The sequence below is a fragment of the Maribacter polysiphoniae genome (assembly GCF_003148665.1).
Classification (GTDB): domain Bacteria; phylum Bacteroidota; class Bacteroidia; order Flavobacteriales; family Flavobacteriaceae; genus Maribacter_A; species Maribacter_A polysiphoniae.
On sequence record NZ_QGGQ01000004.1, the window covers coordinates 451,033 to 472,881 of the forward strand.

The 21,849-nt window shown below is 39.7% G+C and carries 19 protein-coding genes; 11 read left to right on the forward strand and 8 right to left on the reverse strand.

Annotated features, from left to right (window positions below):
• The first annotated feature begins 24 nt into the window (after nt 1-24).
• The 5 genes from LX92_RS11705 to LX92_RS11725 are packed head-to-tail and all read left to right on the forward strand — an operon-like array spanning nt 25 to nt 6,007.
• Entirely contained in the window at nt 25-1,308 is a 1,284-nt protein-coding gene (locus tag LX92_RS11705; protein ID WP_109650713.1) for a DegT/DnrJ/EryC1/StrS family aminotransferase, read from the forward strand.
• A 3-nt stretch (nt 1,309-1,311) separates the two neighbouring features.
• A complete protein-coding gene (locus LX92_RS11710; RefSeq protein WP_109650715.1) occupies nt 1,312-2,187 on the forward strand; it encodes a glycerophosphodiester phosphodiesterase in 876 nt (291 codons plus the stop codon).
• A gap of 31 nt (nt 2,188-2,218) precedes the next feature.
• The gene (locus LX92_RS11715) at nt 2,219-4,030 is read left to right on the forward strand and encodes a purple acid phosphatase family protein (RefSeq protein WP_109650717.1); all 1,812 of its coding nucleotides are present in this window, start codon (nt 2,219-2,221) and stop codon (nt 4,028-4,030) included.
• Nucleotides 4,030-5,037, forward strand: a complete 1,008-nt coding sequence (locus LX92_RS11720; RefSeq protein WP_109650719.1) for a Gfo/Idh/MocA family protein — start codon at nt 4,030-4,032, stop codon at nt 5,035-5,037. Before LX92_RS11715 ends, LX92_RS11720 begins: the two co-directional genes overlap by 1 nt.
• A gap of 4 nt (nt 5,038-5,041) precedes the next feature.
• The gene (locus LX92_RS11725) at nt 5,042-6,007 is read left to right on the forward strand and encodes an ROK family protein (protein ID WP_211315866.1); all 966 of its coding nucleotides are present in this window, start codon (nt 5,042-5,044) and stop codon (nt 6,005-6,007) included.
• A 34-nt stretch (nt 6,008-6,041) separates the two neighbouring features.
• Here the strand turns inward: LX92_RS11725 and glgX are convergent, their stop codons facing one another.
• From glgX to LX92_RS11740, 3 genes are read right to left on the reverse strand one after another with little or no spacing between them, the layout of a single operon-like run.
• Nucleotides 6,042-8,153 carry a glycogen debranching protein GlgX gene (glgX, locus tag LX92_RS11730; protein ID WP_109650721.1) on the reverse strand — a complete coding sequence of 704 codons (2,112 nt, stop codon included), beginning with the start codon at nt 8,151-8,153 and terminating at the stop codon, nt 6,042-6,044.
• On the reverse strand, nt 8,150-9,322 hold the full coding sequence (locus tag LX92_RS11735) for an alpha-amylase family glycosyl hydrolase (RefSeq protein WP_109650724.1): 1,173 nt from the start codon (nt 9,320-9,322) through the stop codon (nt 8,150-8,152). The genes glgX and LX92_RS11735 overlap by 4 nt, the downstream gene beginning before the upstream one ends.
• A complete protein-coding gene (locus LX92_RS11740; protein ID WP_109650726.1) occupies nt 9,319-11,139 on the reverse strand; it encodes a pyruvate kinase in 1,821 nt (606 codons plus the stop codon). Before LX92_RS11740 ends, LX92_RS11735 begins: the two co-directional genes overlap by 4 nt.
• A gap of 255 nt (nt 11,140-11,394) precedes the next feature.
• On the opposite strand from LX92_RS11740, the gene LX92_RS11745 reads away from it, so the two are divergent.
• The 5 genes from LX92_RS11745 to LX92_RS11765 all read left to right on the forward strand — a co-directional run bounded on the left by LX92_RS11745 (nt 11,395) and on the right by LX92_RS11765 (nt 15,338).
• On the forward strand, nt 11,395-11,808 hold the full coding sequence (locus LX92_RS11745; protein WP_146197823.1) for a hypothetical protein: 414 nt from the start codon (nt 11,395-11,397) through the stop codon (nt 11,806-11,808).
• Between the two features lie 438 nt (nt 11,809-12,246).
• The gene (locus tag LX92_RS11750; RefSeq protein ID WP_109650730.1) at nt 12,247-12,543 is read left to right on the forward strand and encodes a hypothetical protein; all 297 of its coding nucleotides are present in this window, start codon (nt 12,247-12,249) and stop codon (nt 12,541-12,543) included.
• An 89-nt stretch (nt 12,544-12,632) separates the two neighbouring features.
• Nucleotides 12,633-13,466, forward strand: coding sequence for a DKNYY domain-containing protein (locus tag LX92_RS11755; protein WP_109650732.1), 834 nt, complete (start codon nt 12,633-12,635; stop codon nt 13,464-13,466).
• A gap of 156 nt (nt 13,467-13,622) precedes the next feature.
• Nucleotides 13,623-14,237 carry a hypothetical protein gene (locus tag LX92_RS11760; RefSeq protein ID WP_211315867.1) on the forward strand — a complete coding sequence of 205 codons (615 nt, stop codon included), beginning with the start codon at nt 13,623-13,625 and terminating at the stop codon, nt 14,235-14,237.
• Nucleotides 14,238-14,525: 288 nt separating this feature from the next.
• Nucleotides 14,526-15,338 carry an FRG domain-containing protein gene (locus tag LX92_RS11765; RefSeq protein ID WP_109650734.1) on the forward strand — a complete coding sequence of 271 codons (813 nt, stop codon included), beginning with the start codon at nt 14,526-14,528 and terminating at the stop codon, nt 15,336-15,338.
• 291 nt (nt 15,339-15,629) lie between these two features.
• On the opposite strand, the gene LX92_RS11770 is transcribed toward LX92_RS11765, so the two are convergent.
• The 5 genes from LX92_RS11770 to clcA all read right to left on the reverse strand — a co-directional run bounded on the left by LX92_RS11770 (nt 15,630) and on the right by clcA (nt 19,661).
• Entirely contained in the window at nt 15,630-16,157 is a 528-nt protein-coding gene (locus LX92_RS11770) for a general stress protein (protein WP_109650736.1), read from the reverse strand.
• Nucleotides 16,158-16,469: 312 nt separating this feature from the next.
• The gene (locus LX92_RS11775; protein ID WP_109650738.1) at nt 16,470-16,841 is read right to left on the reverse strand and encodes a hypothetical protein; all 372 of its coding nucleotides are present in this window, start codon (nt 16,839-16,841) and stop codon (nt 16,470-16,472) included.
• Nucleotides 16,842-16,873: 32 nt separating this feature from the next.
• Nucleotides 16,874-17,278, reverse strand: a complete 405-nt coding sequence (locus LX92_RS11780; protein ID WP_109650740.1) for a hypothetical protein — start codon at nt 17,276-17,278, stop codon at nt 16,874-16,876.
• A 145-nt stretch (nt 17,279-17,423) separates the two neighbouring features.
• Complete coding sequence (locus tag LX92_RS11785; RefSeq protein WP_109650742.1) at nt 17,424-18,089, reverse strand: hypothetical protein; 666 nt, start codon at nt 18,087-18,089, stop codon at nt 17,424-17,426.
• A gap of 201 nt (nt 18,090-18,290) precedes the next feature.
• Entirely contained in the window at nt 18,291-19,661 is a 1,371-nt protein-coding gene (gene clcA / locus LX92_RS11790; protein ID WP_109650744.1) for a H(+)/Cl(-) exchange transporter ClcA, read from the reverse strand.
• 334 nt (nt 19,662-19,995) lie between these two features.
• On the opposite strand from clcA, the gene eno reads away from it, so the two are divergent.
• The gene (eno, locus tag LX92_RS11795; protein WP_109650747.1) at nt 19,996-21,267 is read left to right on the forward strand and encodes a phosphopyruvate hydratase; all 1,272 of its coding nucleotides are present in this window, start codon (nt 19,996-19,998) and stop codon (nt 21,265-21,267) included.
• The last annotated feature ends 582 nt before the right edge of the window (nt 21,268-21,849 follow it).

A 21,849-nucleotide genomic window follows, 5' to 3' on the forward strand; every position in this document is an offset into this window, starting at 1 on the left:
GAAGTAGGTTAAAAATATAACAGAATGAAGAAATTAGCGATACAGGGAGGTACTCCTGCCCGTGACATAAAAGCAAATCCATGGCCCCAATGGCCGGTTTGGGGCCAAGAAGAAGAGAAGGCCCTCATCGAAGTGCTTCATAGCGGTGTATGGTCTTATAATGGACCAAAGGAAACCGAGTTCAACAAACTATTTGCCGAATTTACCGGTGTTAAGCATTCGATCTGTACCGTTAACGGAACGGTTACCCTGCAAATCGCTCTTGAGGCATTGGGTGTTGGGTATGGAGACGAGGTAATCATTCCCGGACTTACTTGGCAAGCGACGGCCGCAACAGTAATTGATGTTAACGCTACCCCTATTTTAGTCGATGTTCTTGAGGATACATGGTGTATTGACCCGGAAGCGGTCAAAAAAGCCATCACCCCCAGAACAAAGGCGATTATACCTGTACACCTTTATGGTGGATTTTCCGATATGGATGCCATTATGGCCATCGCCAAGGAACATAATCTCTTCGTTGTTGAAGATTGCGCCCATAAACACGGTGGTGAGTGGAAAGGACAAAAAGCAGGGAGTATAGGCCATATCGGCAGTTTCAGCTTTCAGTTGTCCAAACACCTGACCGCTGGTGAAGGAGGAGCGGTAACGACCAACGATATTGATCTGGCCGAAAAATTGGACGCCCTCAGAAATTGTGGCCGACGACCCGAGGGAGACTCCCTTATCGGAGCAGATAAAGGTATAGGTGACTATGGTGATGATGGCAATTTTATTCAATCAGGAAATCTTCGGATTACCGAATTCCAAGCTGCCATTCTTGTTGAGGGACTCAAAAGGCTGCCCGAACAGAATGCTAATAGGGATGCCAATGGGGCTTATTTGAATGAGCTATTGAACAGCATTCCCGGTATTCACCCTTTAAAAAGGGACCCTAGGGAAACCAAAAAAGCATATTTCAATTTTGCCTTTAGATATGATAGGCAAGCATTTAAGGACCTATCCGTACAGGATTTCAGAAGTGCACTTGAAGCCGAATTGAACATTGTGGTCGATGCGTGCTACGAACCATTGAACAATTGTTCCTTATATGTACCCCACACCAAACCCGCCCGCTATAAACTTAGTGATGCTTATTGGAAGGCCATAGACCCCAAAAGATTCCCTTTGCCCATTTGTGAGCGCCTATATCATGATGAATCGGTTTGCCTACACCATAAAATCCTGATGGGCACCAAGGCCGATATGGAGCTGATTGCGATGGCTATTGAAAAGATATATCATAATACCCATGAAATTACAAACTAAAGAATGACAAACCATTACAAGTATCTTATTCTTATGATGATGGCTGTTTTGGGCAGTTCGCCGCTTTTTGCACAAAAGGGGACGAACCGGACCGAACCTCCAAAATTACCATCAAAAGGTATCTGTGCCCATAGGGGAGCTGTCGAAAAACATCCCGAAAACACCATTGCTGCCTTTAAGGAGGCCATTAGACTCGGTGCCCAAATGATTGAATTCGACGTGCGCCTATCCAAGGACAAACAGCTTGTAATCATGCATGACACTTTAGTCGATCGAACAACCAATGGTTCAGGATACCTTCATGAAATGACCCTTCGGGAATTAAAAAAGCTCGATGCCGGCTCATGGAAATCCATCCAATTCAAAGGTGAAAAAATACCAACACTGCAAGAGGTGTTGGAAATAATGCCAGACAGCATTTGGCTCAACATCCACTTAAAAGGCGGTAAAAAATTGGGTAGGAAGACGGCTAAATTGATTGTTGCCGAAAAAAGGTTGCACCAAGCTATACTCGCCTGTGAAAAAGATGCCGCAAAGAAGGTCAGAAAGGTCAATGCCGCAATTAAAATGTGCAATATGGAGCGTTCCTCCTCTAGACAAAAATACATTGACGAAACCTTGGCAGAAAGGTTTGCTTTCATTCAACTCAAGAAAAGCCGCGAAAACGATTCCCTTGCCATCGATATTGCAAGACTCAAAAAGAATGGGGTGCACATAAATTACGTGCAAGCCGAAACCCCGAATCATATGCTCCAATTATTGGATCAAGGTATCGATTTTGTCCTCACGGACCACCTGACCCTTCTATTGGATGCTTTTTCAAATAACAATCAGTCCTATTCTTCCCAAAATAAGAATAGTACCCTTAACCCACAATGAACCGATTACGGACCTTATTCAATGAATTATCATGACTAAATCCTTATTTAAAGAAAGTATTGTTAAACGGGCATTATTACATATAGCCGTCATATTTTTTATTGTTTCCTGTACTGCTGACCCGAAGAACAACCAACACTCCGAATCCACGATCAAAGAAGTAATGGATAGTGTGATCACAAGAGTGTATGCAAACGTTTCCCCCAATGAATACCCTACTATTGACGATGCCTTTATGCTCGACTTTTTGACCAAAGAAGAAAAATCCGTCTTGGCGACCCAATACCAGTATTTCAAGGTCAACGTACCCGTTACGGTATCGTTGATGCGAAACATCAATCAAAAAACAATTCCATTTTGGTTGAAAGAAAGTGGTTTTCAGAAAACAAAGGACCAAGTTAAAAACGAAGTGTACACCTATGAAATATGGCAAAAGGACTTTGAACCGGGTTGGGTACATTTGGGAATCCCTGGTTTTGACAAACACCGACCCGTATATTTCATCACTGTTGGGCCAAAGAACATATCCGATGAACTCAAAATAACAGAAACATACCCTTCCGAATACTCTTTGGAAACCATGAAAAAAGGAGCTTTCACTTATCACGATTGGTCCGATCTAACCATTACCGAGTTACCCGCGGAACTAGAAGGCCAAGTTTTATTTACCACCGTAAGGGGCCGGGCACGGGAAGCCCATGTTCAAGGAGCTTTTAGGGAGACTGTATTTCCTTCCTCCAATAAACCCGACCAAATTGTACTTACTTGGAGTAAGGAACCTACCAATTCCATCGATATCCAATGGAGAACCGACACCTCGGTTAAAAATGGGGATGTCGCCTACTGGAAGACGGGAACAAACGATACGGTCTTTGTACATGCAACGACTAAACCGATGGAAGATCGTATGTTGTATAATGACCGCTATATTCATCGCCATACCGCACACTTGGATGGACTTGATAATGGATCATCCTACGAATACAAGGTCGGTTCAAAAACGGACGATTCTTGGTCAAAGCCTTATAATTTCAAAACAGAGGCCGATCAAACCACTGACTTTTCATTCATATGGTTTGGTGATACGCATAAAGACCCGAAATGGGCGGAAAACCTTCAAAAAGCCAATTTGCGCCATCCTGAAATCTCCTTTTATTCCATAGCAGGGGATATTGTAACAACTGGATTATATCGAAATGAGTGGGATGAATTTTTCGGGTATGAAAAAGAGGTGTTTTCCAAGAAACCCTTAATGCCCGTACCGGGAAACCACGACCGCCAAGACGGATTAGGGGCTTGGATGTACTACGAACTCTTCAGTTTACCCGAAAATGGACCTAAGGAAGTTCACCCTGAAAGCACATATGCCTTTGAATATGGTAACGCCTTGTTTCTTATGATTGATTCGACACACCCGAATGAGGCCCAGACCGAATGGATTGAGGAACAGCTACGGAATTCCAAGGCTACGTGGAAATTTGCCATGTTCCATTTTCCTCCTTACAACTTTGAAGAACCCTATTTAGACATTCAGGAAGCATGGTGCGGCATTTTTGACACCTACCATGTTGATATGGTCATGTCTGGTCATATACATTATTACATGCGCTCTAAACCCATAAATCATGGTAAGGTGGTAGACGCCTTTAACAAAGGTACCGTATATGCGGTTTCCATAGGCACCAACGGCAACCATGATGATATTGGCCAAGAGCCTTATGCGGAAAAACGATTCAAGGAAGGTAGGTATTATCAGCACATGACCATAAAAAACGGCATACTTCAATATAACGCTTATAATGAAGCCGGTGAGATCGTTGATTCATTTGAAATAAAAAAATAATGAAAAAAATAAATATCGCCCTGATCGGGGCAGGTTATATATCGGATTATCATGCTCGTGGACTTTTGACCATGCCCCAAGTGGCACTGGTGGCTGTTGTATCCAAACATTTGGGGAACGCCGAAAAATTTGCATCCAAGTATGGTATAAAAAATGCGTATTCCTCGATTACACCCGTAGTTGAAGACCCAACCATAGATGCCGTAATCATCAGCACCCCCAATTCCTTCCATGCGCCATATGCCATTGAATTCCTAAAGAACGGTAAGGATGTATTTTTGGAAAAACCCATGGCCATGAATGCTGGGGAAGGGGAACAAATTGCCCAAGTAGCGGATGAGAAAGACCGATTGGTCATGGTAGGCCATATGTGGCGTTTTGATACGGACACCCAATTTATCAAGGATAGCATTGATGCCGGTAAATTGGGAAAAGTGTTCAAAACCAAAGGATACGGTATTCATGAAAATTGGGGACCCACGGGCTGGTTTACCCAAAAAAAACTGGCAGGCGGTGGAGCCTTGGCCGATATGGGAGTCCATGCCATTGATACCATAAGATACTTACTGGGAGACCCTAAACCCGTGCAGGTCTATGCCAAGATTGCAACAAATTTCGGGGACTATGATGTTGACGATTCCGGGATTATCGTCATTACATGGGACAATGGAACGGAAAGTATTATTGAAAGTGGATGGTGGCACCCACATATGGATGGACCTGAAGCCAGCAGTGGCGTATTCGGCACCGAAGGCTATGCTAGCCTTTTTCCCACATTCTTAAAATTAAAAAAAGGGGAAGAATCCTCTGAAGAAATAGTGCCTACCCTCCCAAAAAGGGATGAACACTGTGATCAAATCATATACACCCGTCAAATGCAATATTTTATAGATTGTATCAAGACCAGAAAACACCCTATTCCAGGTTTGAACGAAGGTCAAGTTGTACTTCGGATTGTCGATGCGGCCTATGAATCCGCAAAAAAACAAACAGTAATAAACCTATAGACACATGACCCACATGGAAAATTTAAAATATGCCATCGGAATCGATTTAGGGGGAACCTTTGTTAAAGTGGCCTTGGTCTGTGAAACAGGTGCCATTCGTTTCTCCCACAAACTCCCTATCGGGGTCGAGGCCACGAAAAACGTTATTCTAGATACCATTGAACAAATTATTCAAACTGCCCTTATTGAGTCTTTCGAAAAAAAGCTACAAGTTGTAGGGATCGGGATCGGCACCCCCGGTATTGTCTTTGACGGAATTGTTATCGGTGCTGCGGACAACCTCGACGGATGGGAACAAATTGACCTTTCCGGTTATTTTTCAAAACGTTTTAAACTACCGGTCAGTGTCGATAATGATGCCAATTTAATGGGGTATGGCGAACTGAATTACGGGGCGGCAAGGGGCTGTACCGATGTCGTATGCCTAACTATAGGCACTGGTATTGGCGGGGCCATTATTATCAATGGATCTGTATACAGCGGCTACAAAAGCAGGGGCGGTGAATTGGGCCATATTGTCATTGAACATAACGGAATAGATTGCAATTGTGGTGGTCGGGGCTGTCTTGAGGCCTATGCCTCTACCTCGGCATTGATTAGGCGTTACAAGGAATTATCGGGGGATGACAGTGAAAATATCGATGGGTACCATATTGTCAAAAAATTTAAACAGGACGATCCTGATGCCCTAAAAAGCATTCAAGAACATACCGAATATCTCGGACATGGCATTGCTTCTTTCATAAACACCTTCGCTCCCCAAAAAATAGTTCTGGGAGGGGGAATTTCGGATGCTGGGCAATTTTATATCGATATGATCCAAAAAGTCGCAACACAACATATGATGCCCGATTGCGGGGGACACACTGAAATCGTGGCCGCCCAGTTAGGCAATATTGCCGGTAGCTTGGGGGCGGCAGCCATGGTTTTTGGGGAAATCAATGGAAAACACCAGTTCAGTGTTGTTTAAAACGATTTTCACAAACCACCTTATAAATACAGCTTTAAATTTTAGAATAAAAATCTGTAAACCAAGCACTTGAAGGTGCAATGAGAAGAACCACCGACCTAGCTTTGACCAAATACGAATCCCCTTCCACTATTTCCGCATTTTCGAGCAAAACGATATCCTCCGGTGAAGGCAAGGACGTATCGATAATGCGAAACCAATTTTTCTTATTGAAATCATGGGAATCCGGAATTTCAAATTCCATGTCCTCGGTATAGGCATTGCAGGCAAGGAATAACACGGATTCCTTTTTAGCGGACCTTACGGTGCCTGCCAAACTATGTGAAGTTGGACTCCAATCCGGTTGTCCCAATCGAATACCGTTCCAATCGATTTGTCGTTTGGTCTGAAGGAATTCCATCAAAGGCAATGCATCGTCGGCTTCACTCAAATTCGTATTTAACCGAAAACCATTCAATACCCGAACAAAGCGATGAAGGGATGCATTCTTCTTCAAAAGGTCCCAATCGAACCAACTGATTTCATTATCCTGGCAATAGGCGTTGTTATTCCCTTGCTGTGTTCTTCGAATCTCATCCCCCATCAAAATCATGGGGGTACCATAAGAAAGAAGGGTAACCGCCAGGAAATTCTTTATCTGCTGTTCCCTTTTCTGCTCTACGGCCGGATCGGTCGACGGACCTTCCTCCCCAAAGTTGTAACTCAGACTATTGTTGGTCCCATCCCGGTTATCCTGTCCATTGGCCCAATTGTGTTTAACGTTGTAACTGACCAGATCATTTAAGGTAAAACCATCATGGCAGGTTATGAAATTGATACTGGTATCCGCCGGTTGGTTTTTATGCCCATAAAGATCGGGACTTGCCAATATCCTAGAGGCAAAATTCGATATTGAACCTTCATCACCTCTTAAAAAACTACGCACGTCATCCCGAAACTTACCGTTCCATTCTTTCCATTTGTCCCCTATAAAGTTACCCACCTGATAGAGCCCTGCAGCATCCCAGGCTTCAGCTATGAGTTTGGATCCGGCAAGGATTGGATCCGATTGGATATCCCAGAGTATGGGTGGATTTTGTTGGGGGTTACCGAACTCATCCCGTGATAATACGGAAGCGAGATCAAAACGGAATCCGTCAACATGCATTTCAGAGACCCAAAAACGAAGACTGTCCAAAATCATTCTTCGAGCTATGGAATGGTTGGCATTGATCGTATTTCCACAGCCGGAATAATTCCCATAAGACCCATCCGCATTCAGTAGGTAATAGGCCTTGTTTTCTATTCCCTTTAAACACAAGGTAGGTCCCTCGACCCCATTTTCGGCGGTATGGTTATAGACCACATCGAGAATCACTTCAATATCCGCCTTGTGTAAGGCTTTTACCATGTCGCGGAATTCATCCAATGGTCCCAATATATCCTTACGGGAACTATATGCCCTATGAGGGGCGAAAAAAGATACCGGACTATATCCCCAGTAATTCTTTTTCCCTTCTGGGGCATCCTGATTATCGAACTGAAATACAGGCAATAATTCCACGGCTGTAATCCCCAAATCCTTTAAATAGGGTATTTTTTCTATCAACCCCGCATAGGTTCCCCTTTTTCCTTCTTCCATACCTGAATTAGGATGTTTGGTAAAACCTTTTACATGCAGTTCATAAATAATGGTCTGTGTAAAGGAGTGGCGTGGACAGCGATCTTCTTCCCAATCATAGGTGCTGGTATCTACCACAACACTTTTCATGGCACTGCTGACATTATTACCGGGCCTGGTGGCTAACTCGCGTTGATATGTCCGGGGTGTGACCACCAATTTGCTATAGGGATCCAACAAGACTTTTTGGGAATCAAAACGATATCCATGTTCAGGACTGAACGGACCATAGATGCGATAGGCATATATTTGACCCGCCTTTAGACCTGGAACGAAAACATGCCAATAGGCCTCCGTTCTATTCTGTTTATTATCAAGAACTATCGTTTCATTAGGTTCGGAATCGTCCGGGTCATTGAACAACAACAGCTCCACAGCCGTGCTGTTCTTGGAAAAAAGACTGAAATTAACCCCATTGGCCTTAAGCGATGCTCCGATCGGGTAAGGCCAACCTTTTGTAGTTTGCCTATTCGTTTTCAAAATCATTGATTCTCTTGATTTCTATATTTTGTTATCAAATTTTTAAACCCTTCAACAAATTGCCTATTAATACCTTCCCAATCGAATGGTGCCCTTACGGCCAAATCGGAATGGGGGATTGAATTGTGGATAGGCACCTTGTTATACCGACAATTTTCAGTACCATAATAGATTACCACAGGCTGCCCGGTCGAAAGCAATATTTCGAAGGCATTCAACATAACTTGTATATCCCCATTACAATGCAAAAGAAACCGATCCATATCATGATTATCCAAGAAAGTGACCATAATATAATCGGTGGGTACCTGTTGAAAATGTTTCCGTATTTTGGATTTCAATTCTTTGTTGGATCGCAGATCTTCCCCATTTTTGACCGCTTCGACCAGAATATCGTTCAAGGCAAAATCCAACACCCCATCCAGCTCCCCATAATACTCCAGTTGAATCCCTTCCTGTGAAATCCCGAATTTCCTTTTATTCGTTTTATTTTTTAATCCCGTGGTCTTTATCAGTTTTTTATCCAACCCATCACACCAAACCTCCCCTATGAACACGGCTTTGGGATATTTCGCCTTCATTGTCTTTCTGAACACCTTCCAAAACCCGTGTGATGGACCTATGGCATGGTCTATTCTATAACCATCGAGACCCAATGACAACCAATAATCGGCAACCCCCAACATGTAGTTCCTAGCTTCCCTATTGTTCAGGTTTAATTTGGGCAACTCCCCAAAATCCAAGAAACAACGATACCGATCTGGCCAATTTTCAAAAATGAACCAATCGTGATATTCACTGTTCTTATTATGCTGAGCATCTCGAAAAAAGGGATGCTGATAAGAACAATGGTTGGGCACAAAATCCGCTATGACATATAGCCCTTTCTTATGGGCTTCCCGAATCAGTCTTTTTAAATCGTCCTCAGTACCAAAGTGGGGATCGACCTTTTTAAAATCGGTGATATGGTAGCCATGATAATTAAGGGTTTGGTAAAATGGGGATAGCCAAAGCACATTAATACCCAATTCCACGAAGTAATCCAGTTTTTGTAACACGCCGTTAATAGTCCCACCCAGAAACCCTGGGGAATTTCTTGTTTTCCCGAAGCCATTGAACCTATCGATAAAAACCTGATAGATTATCGCTTTCCTAAACCAATCAAGGGTGCTCATAGCTTCTCCATCTTTGGGAGCATTTTCTCATTTTTTTCATGAAATTGTTCCATACGGGAAAGAATTTTATCCAACAATTGCAATACATCGTTGATATAAGGTCCTTTATTCAACATTACACATTCTGCCTTCAGTGAGGCTGTTGCATCGGTAATCTCAGCCCTGGAGGGCAACCCCTTTTTCGCGTAATTCTCCAACACCTGCGTGGCCCATACCACAGGAACATGGGCGGCCCCGCACAAGGTCAATATTTCTTCCTGAACCTTACCAATGGCATCCCAACCCGTTTCAACAGCAAGGTCTCCCCTAGCGATCATTACGCCTATATATTTAACCTTCATAGCCGTAAGAAGAATCTCGAAAAGGTTATCAAATGCAAATCGTGTCTCTATTTTTAGAATAATACTCAATTTATCGACAGCATCCCATTTTTCCAATTCAGCCAACAACTCCTCTACATCCTTCTTGGAATTCACAAAGGAAAAGTTGACCACATCGGCATGTTTCACCACAAACTCCAGATCGATCTTATCTTTTTCAGTAAGCCCACTGATACCTAACTCGGTAGTGGGAAAGTTCATTCCCTTTTCAGCCTTCAGCTTGGATCCCTTTTCATTGGCCCGCACAATGCGTACCTCAATACGGTCCGAAAACAGGCTTTCGATACGCCCTTCTATCTTTCCGTCATCGAACAAAATCGTCTCCCCTACTTTTACGCGGTCAAATACCTCAGGAAGCTGACAGGAGATGATCGCCTGTTCAACAAGATTCCCATCTTCATCAAATTTTGCGGGAACCCCCATTTGATTGCCTCTTGTAATCGTAAGCATGTCATTGGTCCTCAATAAAATCGATTGCTCAATCGCAGGAAGCTCCCCAACAACAACCTTTCCCAATGCGCGATTTACGCACTCCAAGGTTGTACCCGTACTTACATAACACGTTTTGCCACAATGCAACAACACCTGTTTATCACCTACTTTTATCACCTTCAGTTTTCGCTTCTTGTTTCTTGTATCGGTTAGGGTCAACTTATCGCCCTCTTCCAATTTCTGAAGCCATTCCAACTCGACGGGTAATGTATTCGGTTCGGAAGAATCCTTAATATCGGGAACCAAAACCAATAGTGTTGGACTAACGACAATTCCACTCTCATTACGTTTGGGTGTGAATTTTCGAATCTTGGGTCCTGGGGTAATATAGCCCGTCCTGATTTTAGGTCCGGCAAGATCCATTGTGATCGTTACCTTTCTGCCAATGGCTTTTGAGGCTTTCTGTACATTCAGAATGATATTTTCCCATATCACGGGATTATCATGGGCACAATTGATCCGCGCACAGTTCATGCCATGCAGCACCATATCATACACCATTTGATAATCATTGGCGGCTTGGGTAGGCAGGGTTACCATAATGCGTACCCTTCTGCCTTTGGAGCGATTCCCCAGAAGCTCTTTTGTATGTTTGGTCAGTAGTCTTTTTCCGTTTTTTATGGACAGTCCCGCTTTTAAATCTTGCGCGGGATGCTCCCCAATAAGGCTGTATAGGATAAATCTGGTCTTTAACAGACTAGACATTAAATGACCTTCGGCTTTGGCCAATCTTGTTAAACCAAGATTCTGCAATTGTTTTTGAATCGTCCTGAGATCGAACTTTCTAAAAGCGTTATAATGGATTAAATTCCTGGCACTTTTATGATAATCTGGGTGAATCTGTTCCAAAAGGGTATTCGCTTCCTTTTCTTCCCGTTTAACGGCAACAATGATAGTTTCGATCTGTGCAATCAACTCCTTTATCTTATCAGTCTTTATCTTCATTCGCCACGGTTTTAAATCAGGAATTGTTAATGTACAAATATACCGGAGACCTTATGACCAAATCATGACATTGATCATAATCCCATTTGAATTTACAAGATTCCAATGAAACTATCCCATACTACATTGCGAATTTTATGAAGGCTTGTACTTTTTTGATTTAGGAGAGCTTCATGTCGTCATTAAATCTTGAAATATACTTCTTAAGGATCCCCAAGAAAAGGACAAAGAGAGAATGAGCTAAAATGTTTCGTTGTGAAATTTGACAAGATGGCCACAGGGTTATTGCGCATTCAACCTCATAGGAAAAACCTATGGAGAACATCTACTGACAACTATGGAATGAGCCTCCCACATTCGCCTTGTTGGAAGTCACAAATAGGCAAACGCCATCTTTTTGTTCTTCCAATAATGTGTGAAAAATTTGGGGTTGAACCCCTCCCCTATACGTTCAGTTTGAATAGATTTCAAGGTAAGTATAATTGGTCTAAACTGAAATTAAAAAGCAAGTTTACAATGATGGACTTTACTCATGCGACTGTTGCATCAATGGAAGATCAATTTTCCAACCAACTTCTTGATCAGCCTTATTCAAATTCTAAGCGTCAGGCAACGAATTTTCAACGCCATCGTTATCTGATAGCGGCACACAATACGAACCTCCCTTAAAATTATCTTGTTCAAAAAATCCTTCATCACATTTTCCCTGCTTTAGATCACCATCACAATCCTCAAAAATTCGAGGAAGTTGTTCAAAGCGATTTTGAACTTAGTGGTGATACTTTGATTTTATCACCCCTGAATTTTGAAGGGCAGAAACCTCGAAAGATTAAATGACTAAAACAATAAGAGCACACAACAGCACGCTAAACCAAATTACTTTACCCCCTACTCTACAACCAGCTTTGGCACTACCGGTTCAAACCGTACACACCATACAACAAGCGCTAAAAGTCATTTATTCCTGTCATTTTAATCTTTTAAAGGAATTCATGTTTTCGCTGCGCTCGGAAGGCTAGATTCAATTGTCTTTCTGAAAAACGTGAATAAATTCACTATTTTTAAAAGCCAGAACCCCACTGTGTTTAGTGGAGCGTTAGCCATAATATGAAAAAAACGAAATACAAAACAATATTTCTAGCTTATCTTCCAATCGGAATTATACTTTTTTTGATTCTAAAATCAGAACTAAGTACTGGGTTTAGAGGATTCTCTGACTTTTTGAAATATACATTCTTTTTAATTGGTGGAATTCTAGTGTTTATTTACACTATTATAAAACAAGGAATAAAGATTAAGAAAAAAGTTGAGGTTAGGGAAGCCAAAATTATTATAACACTACTTTTAATTTCTACTTTTTTAGCCATTGGCTCATTATATATTCCAGATTATTTATTTTACTAAAACTAAAAACACCCGTTATTACTTCCTGTAATTTCGAAACAGTATCTAAACACCATAAGCTTTTAAAACCACATTGATAAAAATTTAAAATGGACGATTTAATAATCTTGGATATATTTTGGGACCGACAATTGGTAAAAGATAAATCAGGCAAAGAGTTTGAAATTTTTAGAGGTAAGGATTACGACCACGACTGGGTACATTTAGGATACGGATATTCAAAAAATAAAGATTGGATTTATTTTTATCTCAACACTTGTTTTGAGCAACATCTGAAAAATATTGATATTGCCAGCTTTATTTTAATTGAAGCAAATGAAGCTGAAAACACCATTTATTTTAAAGATAAAAACGCTGTATATCTAAAAAGCTATATGTGTGGTTTTGAAATCTTACCAGAGGTAAACCCAAACAATTTTCGCATTATAGATATTGATAACGGCTACTCAACTTCGGGGGAATTCGATTATTGGTATGAATCTAAACTACCTTATTCCCTTTCTGAAATGACGCCAATTAATGGATGTTACCAAAGAGTAGGAGATGCCATATATTATGGTCATACCGTAAGAATGACTTGTGATGTGGATACTTTTGAACAAGTCCACCCAAAAGTGGATACACTTTTTAAAGATAAAGACCATCTATATTTTAAAAGTAAAATAGTAGAAGGAGCGAATCCTGCAACTTTTCAATTTTTGGAAGAATGCATAGGAGAGGATGCCCCATATTATTTAGAATGTGATATTCATTACTATGCTAAGGATGACCAATATGCCTATTTTGTAAACGAACCTTTTGGTATTAAGACAATTAAGATCAGAGATCTGGAGAATTTCAGGTTTGAAGTGATAGATGAAATTGGATATGGAAGAGACTCTAAATACAGATATGAAAAAGGCAAAAGAAAAAAAATAGAATAACTATTGCTAACGATGTATAACCGCCATTACGGCGTCCTGACACTTCGGGAGACTACGTCCGAAACCACGCGGAATTGGTAATATCCCAGAGCTAAACCGAAAAACATTAATTCTAATCCAGTAACTGAGGATTATACGTATTTCAAGATAAAAACCATGAATTTCTTTAAAAAGTTATTTGGATTTCAAAAAAACAAAGAAGATGATGATATCGGAAATTTTATTGTAGCTACACTAAACGATAAAGTTATGCCTATTGATAGAGGAGAAATCTACGAAGACCCTTTGAATGAGTTTCTTAAAGCCAATGGAATCGGAGAAGTAACAGGTGGCGGAACAATGCAGCTAAAAAAAGGGGAACTTGAATATTGCGATGTGGAGATTCAGCTGAATTCAGAAGAAATAAATGAAAGTTATATCTCCTCTATTATTGAAAAACTGGAGGAATTAGGAGCGCCTAAAGGGTCAAAACTTACGATAGAAAAGACTGACCAGAAAATTGAATTTGGAAAAAAAGAAGGATTAGGGATTTACTTGGACGGGATAAATTTATCCGATGAAGTATATAAAACATCTGATTCGGAAGCATTGGCAAAAGAAATTAGAAGACTTGCTAATATTGAAGATGATACTTTAAGATATTGGCAAGGTAATACAGAAACTGGACTCTATTTTTATGGAGAGTCATTTGAAAAAATTAAAAATGCAATTGCAGATTTTGTAAGTACTCACCCAGAATGCGAGAATTGTCGGATTGAGCAAGTTGCGTAAAAAACCAGTTTACAACAACACCTTCAATCCATTGCGGATGGATTTCCTAGACCACGCAAAAATGCATGGCAGACTAGAAATCCTTAACTTTATGCCATGGCTTGGTCTTCGGCGGTAAAATCCAGACGGAATTGGATTTTGATAATAATTGGCACGCTCAACTTGACTGGAAATATAAGCACACTGAATAATATTAAAAAGCACATTTACAATATCCCGTATACAGGGTAGTTGATTGGAATAGAGCCTTGTTTTAATTGGTTCATTATAGGAAATAATATTAAATAAATGGAAGATTTCGAGTTGTTTGAACCTAAGAATTGGATAGAACTCCAAGAATTTTTATTCAATGAAAAAGACCATAAAATAGATAGGTTTAGATCCCCTTATGCGTATAGGGGTGTTTATAATGCGGAATTTGGTTTAGAGCCCAGTCTGCAAAGAATGGGAAGAAAACCTTCGAAGGTTGAAGGTACCATGATCAGAAACTTTAAAAAGTACTCTCCGATAAACACGTTGACCGACGATTATAACAACCTATGGAACTGGATGACGTTAGGACAACACCACGGACTCCCCACAAGGCTTATAGACTGGACCCACTCACCCAATGTTGCTTTACATTTTTTAACAGAGGACATGGACACCTATGATGTCGACGGAGCCATCTGGATGGTAAACTATGTTGCCCTTAGGGATCAATTGCCGGAAGAACTTAAAACCCCCATTTTCAACAAGGACATATTCTATTTTAGCTCAACCGAATTGCAACAGACCATAGGTAATTCCTTAGAGCAATTATATGATTTTTCAAGTAGGAATGCCAATACCATGATATTTTTTGAACCCCCCTCCCTCGATGATCGCATCATAAACCAATTCGCTCTTTTTTCGTTTATGTTAGATCCTGACTCCAATCCATTGGAGTGGCTAAAAAAGCATCCCAAATATTTAAAAAAGGTAATTATACCTTCAGGACTAAAGTGGGAAATCAGGGATAAGCTCGATCAAGCGAATATTACCGAAAGAATCATTTACCCCGGGTTGGAGGGTATATCCAAATGGCTTAAAAGATGGTATAGCGACAAGAACAAAATCTAACAATATGCTATAAGGAATATCGACTCTAAACTTTGGTTTTTTATAAATATTAAAGTCTTACTTTAATATTATACGGCTTCCTTTTTATAAGGATGACAGAACTAACTGTCTCACCGTATTTTATTAAATATAAAATAGTTACAAGTATTTTTCAAAAAATGGTAACCGAATAGGTAACCTTCACTCTGATTTTATTCGTTAATCAAAAGTAAAACAATATTATAAGTTATAATACATCTATTGTTATTATCAATTAATATCTAAATAAAAGCATCTTTGTGAACCAAATACCTATGGCTTAACTGTTTCTTCTGAATGTAAATGAACTTCCGAGGCAGATGAATCGGTCATGATTTTCTTTGCACGCTCCAAATCTTCGATTGTTCCATGGGCCATAACCAAAAATTTATCGGCCTTTAAAGCCTTCTCGTAACGTATCACACTATCTTTAGGAATTCCTATACTGAAAAGTGCCGCACCCAAAGCGGATAAACCACCAACAACAGCGGCCCCTTCAAGACCTCCAATTAATGAGGACACAATAGGTCCTGCGAGCATAATAGGTCCAATTCCAGGGATAAGGAAAAAACCGGCACCGAAAATAAGACCCCATATGCCACCCCAGAAAGCACCCGCCGATCCCCAGTTTTTCATTCTATCATCAATGTTATAGAAACCTATTACCTTATCTTCCTCGTGATAATCTTTACCCACGATAGATAGTTTCTTCATATTAAACCCAGATTCATTTAGTTCCTTGACCACTTTTTCAGCTTGATGATGCGATTCGCATATTGCCACTGTTACTCCATTTTTCATACTTTTGTCTTTATTTGTTAAACTCAATTTTCTAAATAGTCATACGAATTAGGATTCAAAGCTATTGGGTTTAAATTGTCAATCTCCTGACTTAAATCAGGCCTTATAAAATTTACATTTTTTTAACGAAATTATTAGCTCGTACCGGAATGGGTAAATATTGAATAATTCTTTGTGGTATCAGGGCAAGCCATTACTGTTAGGTAATTCAACGCATTTTATATACCAATGGGTTCATTCAAATTTACTATTACATGATTAGCTATGATAAAAACCCATAGATGTGAAAAATAAAGTAGTTTTGATTTTGTTTTAATAAGACTCAATGCGGCCCATTGTACCTACTATTACAGTTAACTCAAAAGAATTTCTGGTATCCTTTCCATTAGTATAAAAGAGTGTAAGTTTATCTTCTCCAGTTCCCAAAGTTTTAAAGTTAAAGGTAAATTCCGTGGTCGTTCCACTGGGTCCCATAATTATCGGTCCTTTAAGTTCAACATGATTGTTTATTGAATTAATATGCCATGCATACTGTGGCAGACCTTGCTCTTTCAGATTAATTGTAAACACATCATCCTCGCTTAATTCAATAATAGAGCCATTATCTTGTTCGGAATAGGGACCTGCACAGCCGATTGCTACTAAACAAATCGAAATAAATAAAATAGCGCTTCTCTTAAACATTTTACAGTTGGGTTTAAATGGACCATTGCCCCTTAAATTGGAAAACCATGCCTTTGTCTAGAATTTTCTTCGAGAAGATAGCGATATACTCTTTTTTTCAATCTTCTAATACGAGTTTTCAACTGACCTAGATCTTGGGCAATCTCCAGATGTTTTTGTTCATCAAGTTCAGCGCTGTTTATTTTCTTCCCCTTTATAATATTGGAAAGCTTTATTTCGTGTTCCCTTAGTTTTCCAAGAAAATCCCTAATCAATTGGTTTAGAAAACTACTAATGGTGCAACTGATATCATTGTGGACTTGTTTGGACAAATTACTATGGTCGGCTTTTTGGTGCACCAAATCTTCAAGTGCCTGCAATTCATCCAAATAGAATTTCACATCCTGTATGCATTGTGTGGTATCATGATGTAAGATGCCGATTTTACATTTATCCATATTTTCTGAAATTTATTTCCATGACCGTTATTGATGCTTTAAAAAGCATACTAATCAGATCATATTAATGTTCAAACAGCAGAACTTATATGGGTAATAAAGAAAGTGGCTCCAAAGAACACCCGGTTCTACGCTCAAACAAAAATTAATAGACCCAATACACTCCTTCATTATAATCCGAATAATTTTTTATAAGAAGTTTGTTCACCTTGTTATTATAATCCTTAACCCTTTTCTCCCAAGCTTTATATTCTGCATCCAATTTCTCCCCTTCATGCAGTAGGTCTTCCCCATCCTTTCCAACTTCAGGCAACAGCTTTCCTTCTTCGCTTTTTAGCTTAGAAAGTGAATGATTGAATTTACGTCTTGTCTTATGGCTTACAGCTTCGCCTGGTTCAGTTAAAAGGTACATATTATCTGTCGAAAGATATTCATGGGCTATATTGATTTCGGCATTGGCAATAACCTCTCGCAGGGAATTCGTTGAAAATTTTTTGCCGTTCTTTAAATCGGTTTCCATCCTGTTCAGCGCATCTACCGCCTTTTCAAGGTTTATTTTATATAGTCCTGAAACGTTTTTACTTTCCTTTTGAAGTTCCGAAATGCCCTTTTCCAATTGTGCCGCCGCAACTTCGATATTTTCTTTGTCCAGATTGGCCAATGCCTCGGTAAAATACTTATCAGATCTGTTCTGTAACCTGCTTAATGTCGATTCTTCGACAATTCCTGAAGTATCGTCTTTATGCTCTCCCTTGCAGCCAATTATAAATGAAGCAAAAAAAAGTATTATAACTGTTATTGTAGCTTTCATCTTTTATAATATTTGAATAAACCAAAATTATGTAGATTGGATTATTCATTGCCTGACTTGGGTCAGGTTCGTGAAATTTTTTTCTTTTAAGAAATAGGTAATCCTATTTACAATGAAAAAAATCATTCAACTTCCCTATTGTACATTTTAAATACAAAGCAATTAAGGCTTTATGGAATTAAAAGGAATACTAGTTTATATCTAAACCCTAGAAATAATTGAAGTGTCGGATATTTTAGATTTTTCTTTATCCAGAGTACGTCTTAATAAAATAGCGTAGATTGGCTCATTACCAAGCATTGCCGTACAAACGGATGCAGTTACTGCCGTGAAGATCAATGGAAGTATTAATTCATAATTTGCTGTCATTTCCACAGAAAGGGCCAAACCTGTTAGAGGTGCCCTAATCGTTGAGGCAAAGATACCAACCATACCTGCCACAGCGAAAATAGCTGGATCTTGAACTTGGTCTGGAAGAAGATGTGCCGCTATACCACCGAATAGCATTCCTGAAATAACCCCCAAAGTGATTAGAGGTGCAAAGATACCCCCAGGTACTCCAGAGCCGTAGCTAAAAATCGATAATACAAAGCGTACCACAAAAAGCATCAAGAGAAATTTTAGAGAGAAAGAATTATCAACGACATTGGATATTGTTTTATACCCTGCTCCTATCATATCAGGAAAATATCTTCCCACAGCTGTAATAATAACCGCCAACAAAATGGCCATATGAACATAATTCATCTTTGAATTTTCAAAAAATACCAAAGCCCTAACAATTAATTTATTGAAAGCGATTCCGATAAAACTTAGAAGTAGTCCGAGTAAAACAAAAAGCCAAATACTCGATAAATGATCAAAGGTGAAAATCTTTATTTGTATAATAGGACCTGCATCTACCATAAGCCTTACTACCATATCTGCAGAAGCAGTACCGATCATAAGTGCTGCTATTGAATAGAAATTAAACTTAAAATGACCATTCATCTCTTCGATGACGAAAATTATTCCTGCAAAAGGGGCATTGAACGCACTTGCAAGTCCTGATGCAGCCCCTGTAGAAATCAAGGGATTATTCTCTTCCGCGGGTTGCTTAAAAACATCCTTTATCATCTTACCGATATTAGCCCCCATTTGAACGGTTGGCCCCTCACGACCTAACAATAAACCACTACTAAGTGAGAATATTGACCCCAAGAATTTCACCGGCAATACTTTTTTCCAACGAATCGGCCTAAGTCCGTCTAGCGCTCCTTCGATTTCATGAATACCACTACCAGCTGTTTCAGGGGCAAACTTTTTCATTAAGAATATTGAAAACCATATCCCAATAAAGGTAAACAGGAAAGGCCATAGCCAATTCAACCCGTTCAAATCCCATTGTTCCGGAGCGAATGCATTCTTCACCCGATTTAGGTTGGAAAGAATAAGCCTAAACAATGAACTCAAGAAGCCTGTAATCAAACCTACCAAAAGGGCATAAAAAAGTAGCCCGCTTTTCCGCACATCGATCTTACTATCCCTATTAAATAATTTTGGGATTATATTATAATACGTCTGACTTTTCATGTAAAACTCATTTTTTTTATAGCTTTTGGTCCTTTATCATTGAACGTAGAAATGGGTTTCTGTTAAGCCATAAGGGACAATTGCAATTAAAAAAACGAAGTTAATCAGCTGCTTGGTTATTCTAGATGACCTAAGTCAGGCTTTACCCACGACCCCAAACATACCTTTGTCCATATAAAAGGAAAAGAACAGTAGTGCAACCTGTTTAATGAATGTATCCATTTAATGAAATTGGGTATAGAAATGACCGACTCTACTTTGTTCTCATGGTTCGCAATTTCATGGTCATAATTAACCAATATTTATAGAAGAAAACAATATAAAATCTTAAAAAATGAATTCTACCATTACATCTATTTCAGCACTTGAGATTCTTGACTCAAGAGGAAACCCAACCGTAAGAACATATGTTACCTTAGATGATGGCACAAAAGCCTCTGCATCTGTTCCATCAGGGGCTTCAACAGGCCAGCACGAAGCCTTGGAACTTCGTGATGGCGAAAAACGGTATGCCCATAAAGGTGTAGAAAAGGCAGTCTCCCATGTTAATGTGGAAATTGCGGAAACACTGATCGGGATGAATGCCGTTGAACAAAAAAACATAGATTACACGATGATTGAACTAGATGGTACAGAAACCAAATCCAAGCTAGGTGCAAACGCTATTTTAGGCGTATCCATGGCTGTAGCGAAAGCCGCTGCAATTACCTCTAACCTACCTCTATATCGCTATTTGGGAGGTTCGAATACCACACGTATACCCGTGCCTTGTATGAATATTCTAAATGGAGGAGAGCATGCGGACAATAGTGTTGATTTTCAGGAATTCATGTTGGTCCCCAATGGTGCTCCAAATTTTAAGGAAGGACTTCGGTATGTTGCAGAAACATTTCATATCCTAAAAAAAATATTAAAGGGTAAAGGTCTTGCGACCAGCGTTGGGGATGAAGGTGGTTTTGCCCCTAATTGCTCAAGTAACGAAGCCGCTATGGAATTGATCATAACAGCTATAAATGAAGCCGGATATGAACCGGGGAAAGACCTATCAATTGCTATTGACAGTGCTGCCAATTCCTTTTCCCAAAACTTAGATAATAAATATGACCTTTTATCTTCCGGAGCCGGTAAAATGACAACTGAGGAACTCATTGACTTATCGGGTAAATGGTTAAAAAAATATCCGATCGTCTCATGGGAAGACCCTCTTTCTGAAGGTGACTGGGACGGATTTTCAGAATTTACGAAAAATTTCGGTAGTCAAATCGAGGTGGTGGGCGATGATATTTTCGTTACCAATAAAAAGTATATCCGTAAGGGTATCGAAAATAAAACGGCCAATTCGGCCCTTATCAAATTAAATCAAATCGGCACGATCACCGAAACGATAGAGGCCATTAAAATGTGTCGTGAGGCTGGTTGGCGTTACTTTCTTTCCCATCGATCAGGGGAAACAGAAGATACATTTTTATCCGATTTTGCCGTAGCCATGGATGGTGGGCATTTAAAAGCAGGTTCTGCCTGTAGGGGCGAACGGGTCGCGAAATATAATCGATTATTGGAAATAGAACATGAATTGGGAAACCGCGCAGAATATCGTTGGAAATAAAAAAGATAAAATACGATTTTAATTAAAAGCGGGCAATACCATATGACATGTGGCGGTAAACCTCTATAAGTATTCCTTATATTTTGAAAGAATCATGGATTTTCGCATTCTATCTTTATTGACTATCGTTATCGGCTTGATCTAATATATCCGTCAAAATTCCATTCATCTGACTTAGGTCATAAGTATTTGAGTGATATCACCTGAAATTTATTTCTAGAAATCTTGGCTGGTCATTATCCATAAACCAATATGAAATCAAAAACCCGGACGATATTTTAATGAAACAAAGAGAATTAGTGTTCCCTATATTAATTTCAAATTGGGTAACGGTTTCGGTTAGTGTTGCCTCCACTTCCATTGCTTAGGCGGTAGAACTGGCGAAATGGCAATTGAGCCACGGGAAGTATTTCAAACGCATAAAGATCGGGTGGGCAAGAGCTTTCATTGAATTGGCACGAGCCTAAACCAAGTAAAATTCCAAAAAAGTTCAATTGACAATAAATTCCTTTTAAATAAAAGTAAAATGAGAGTAGCGATTTTTAATGTACATAATTGGTAAAAGGAGTTTCCAGAAAGTAC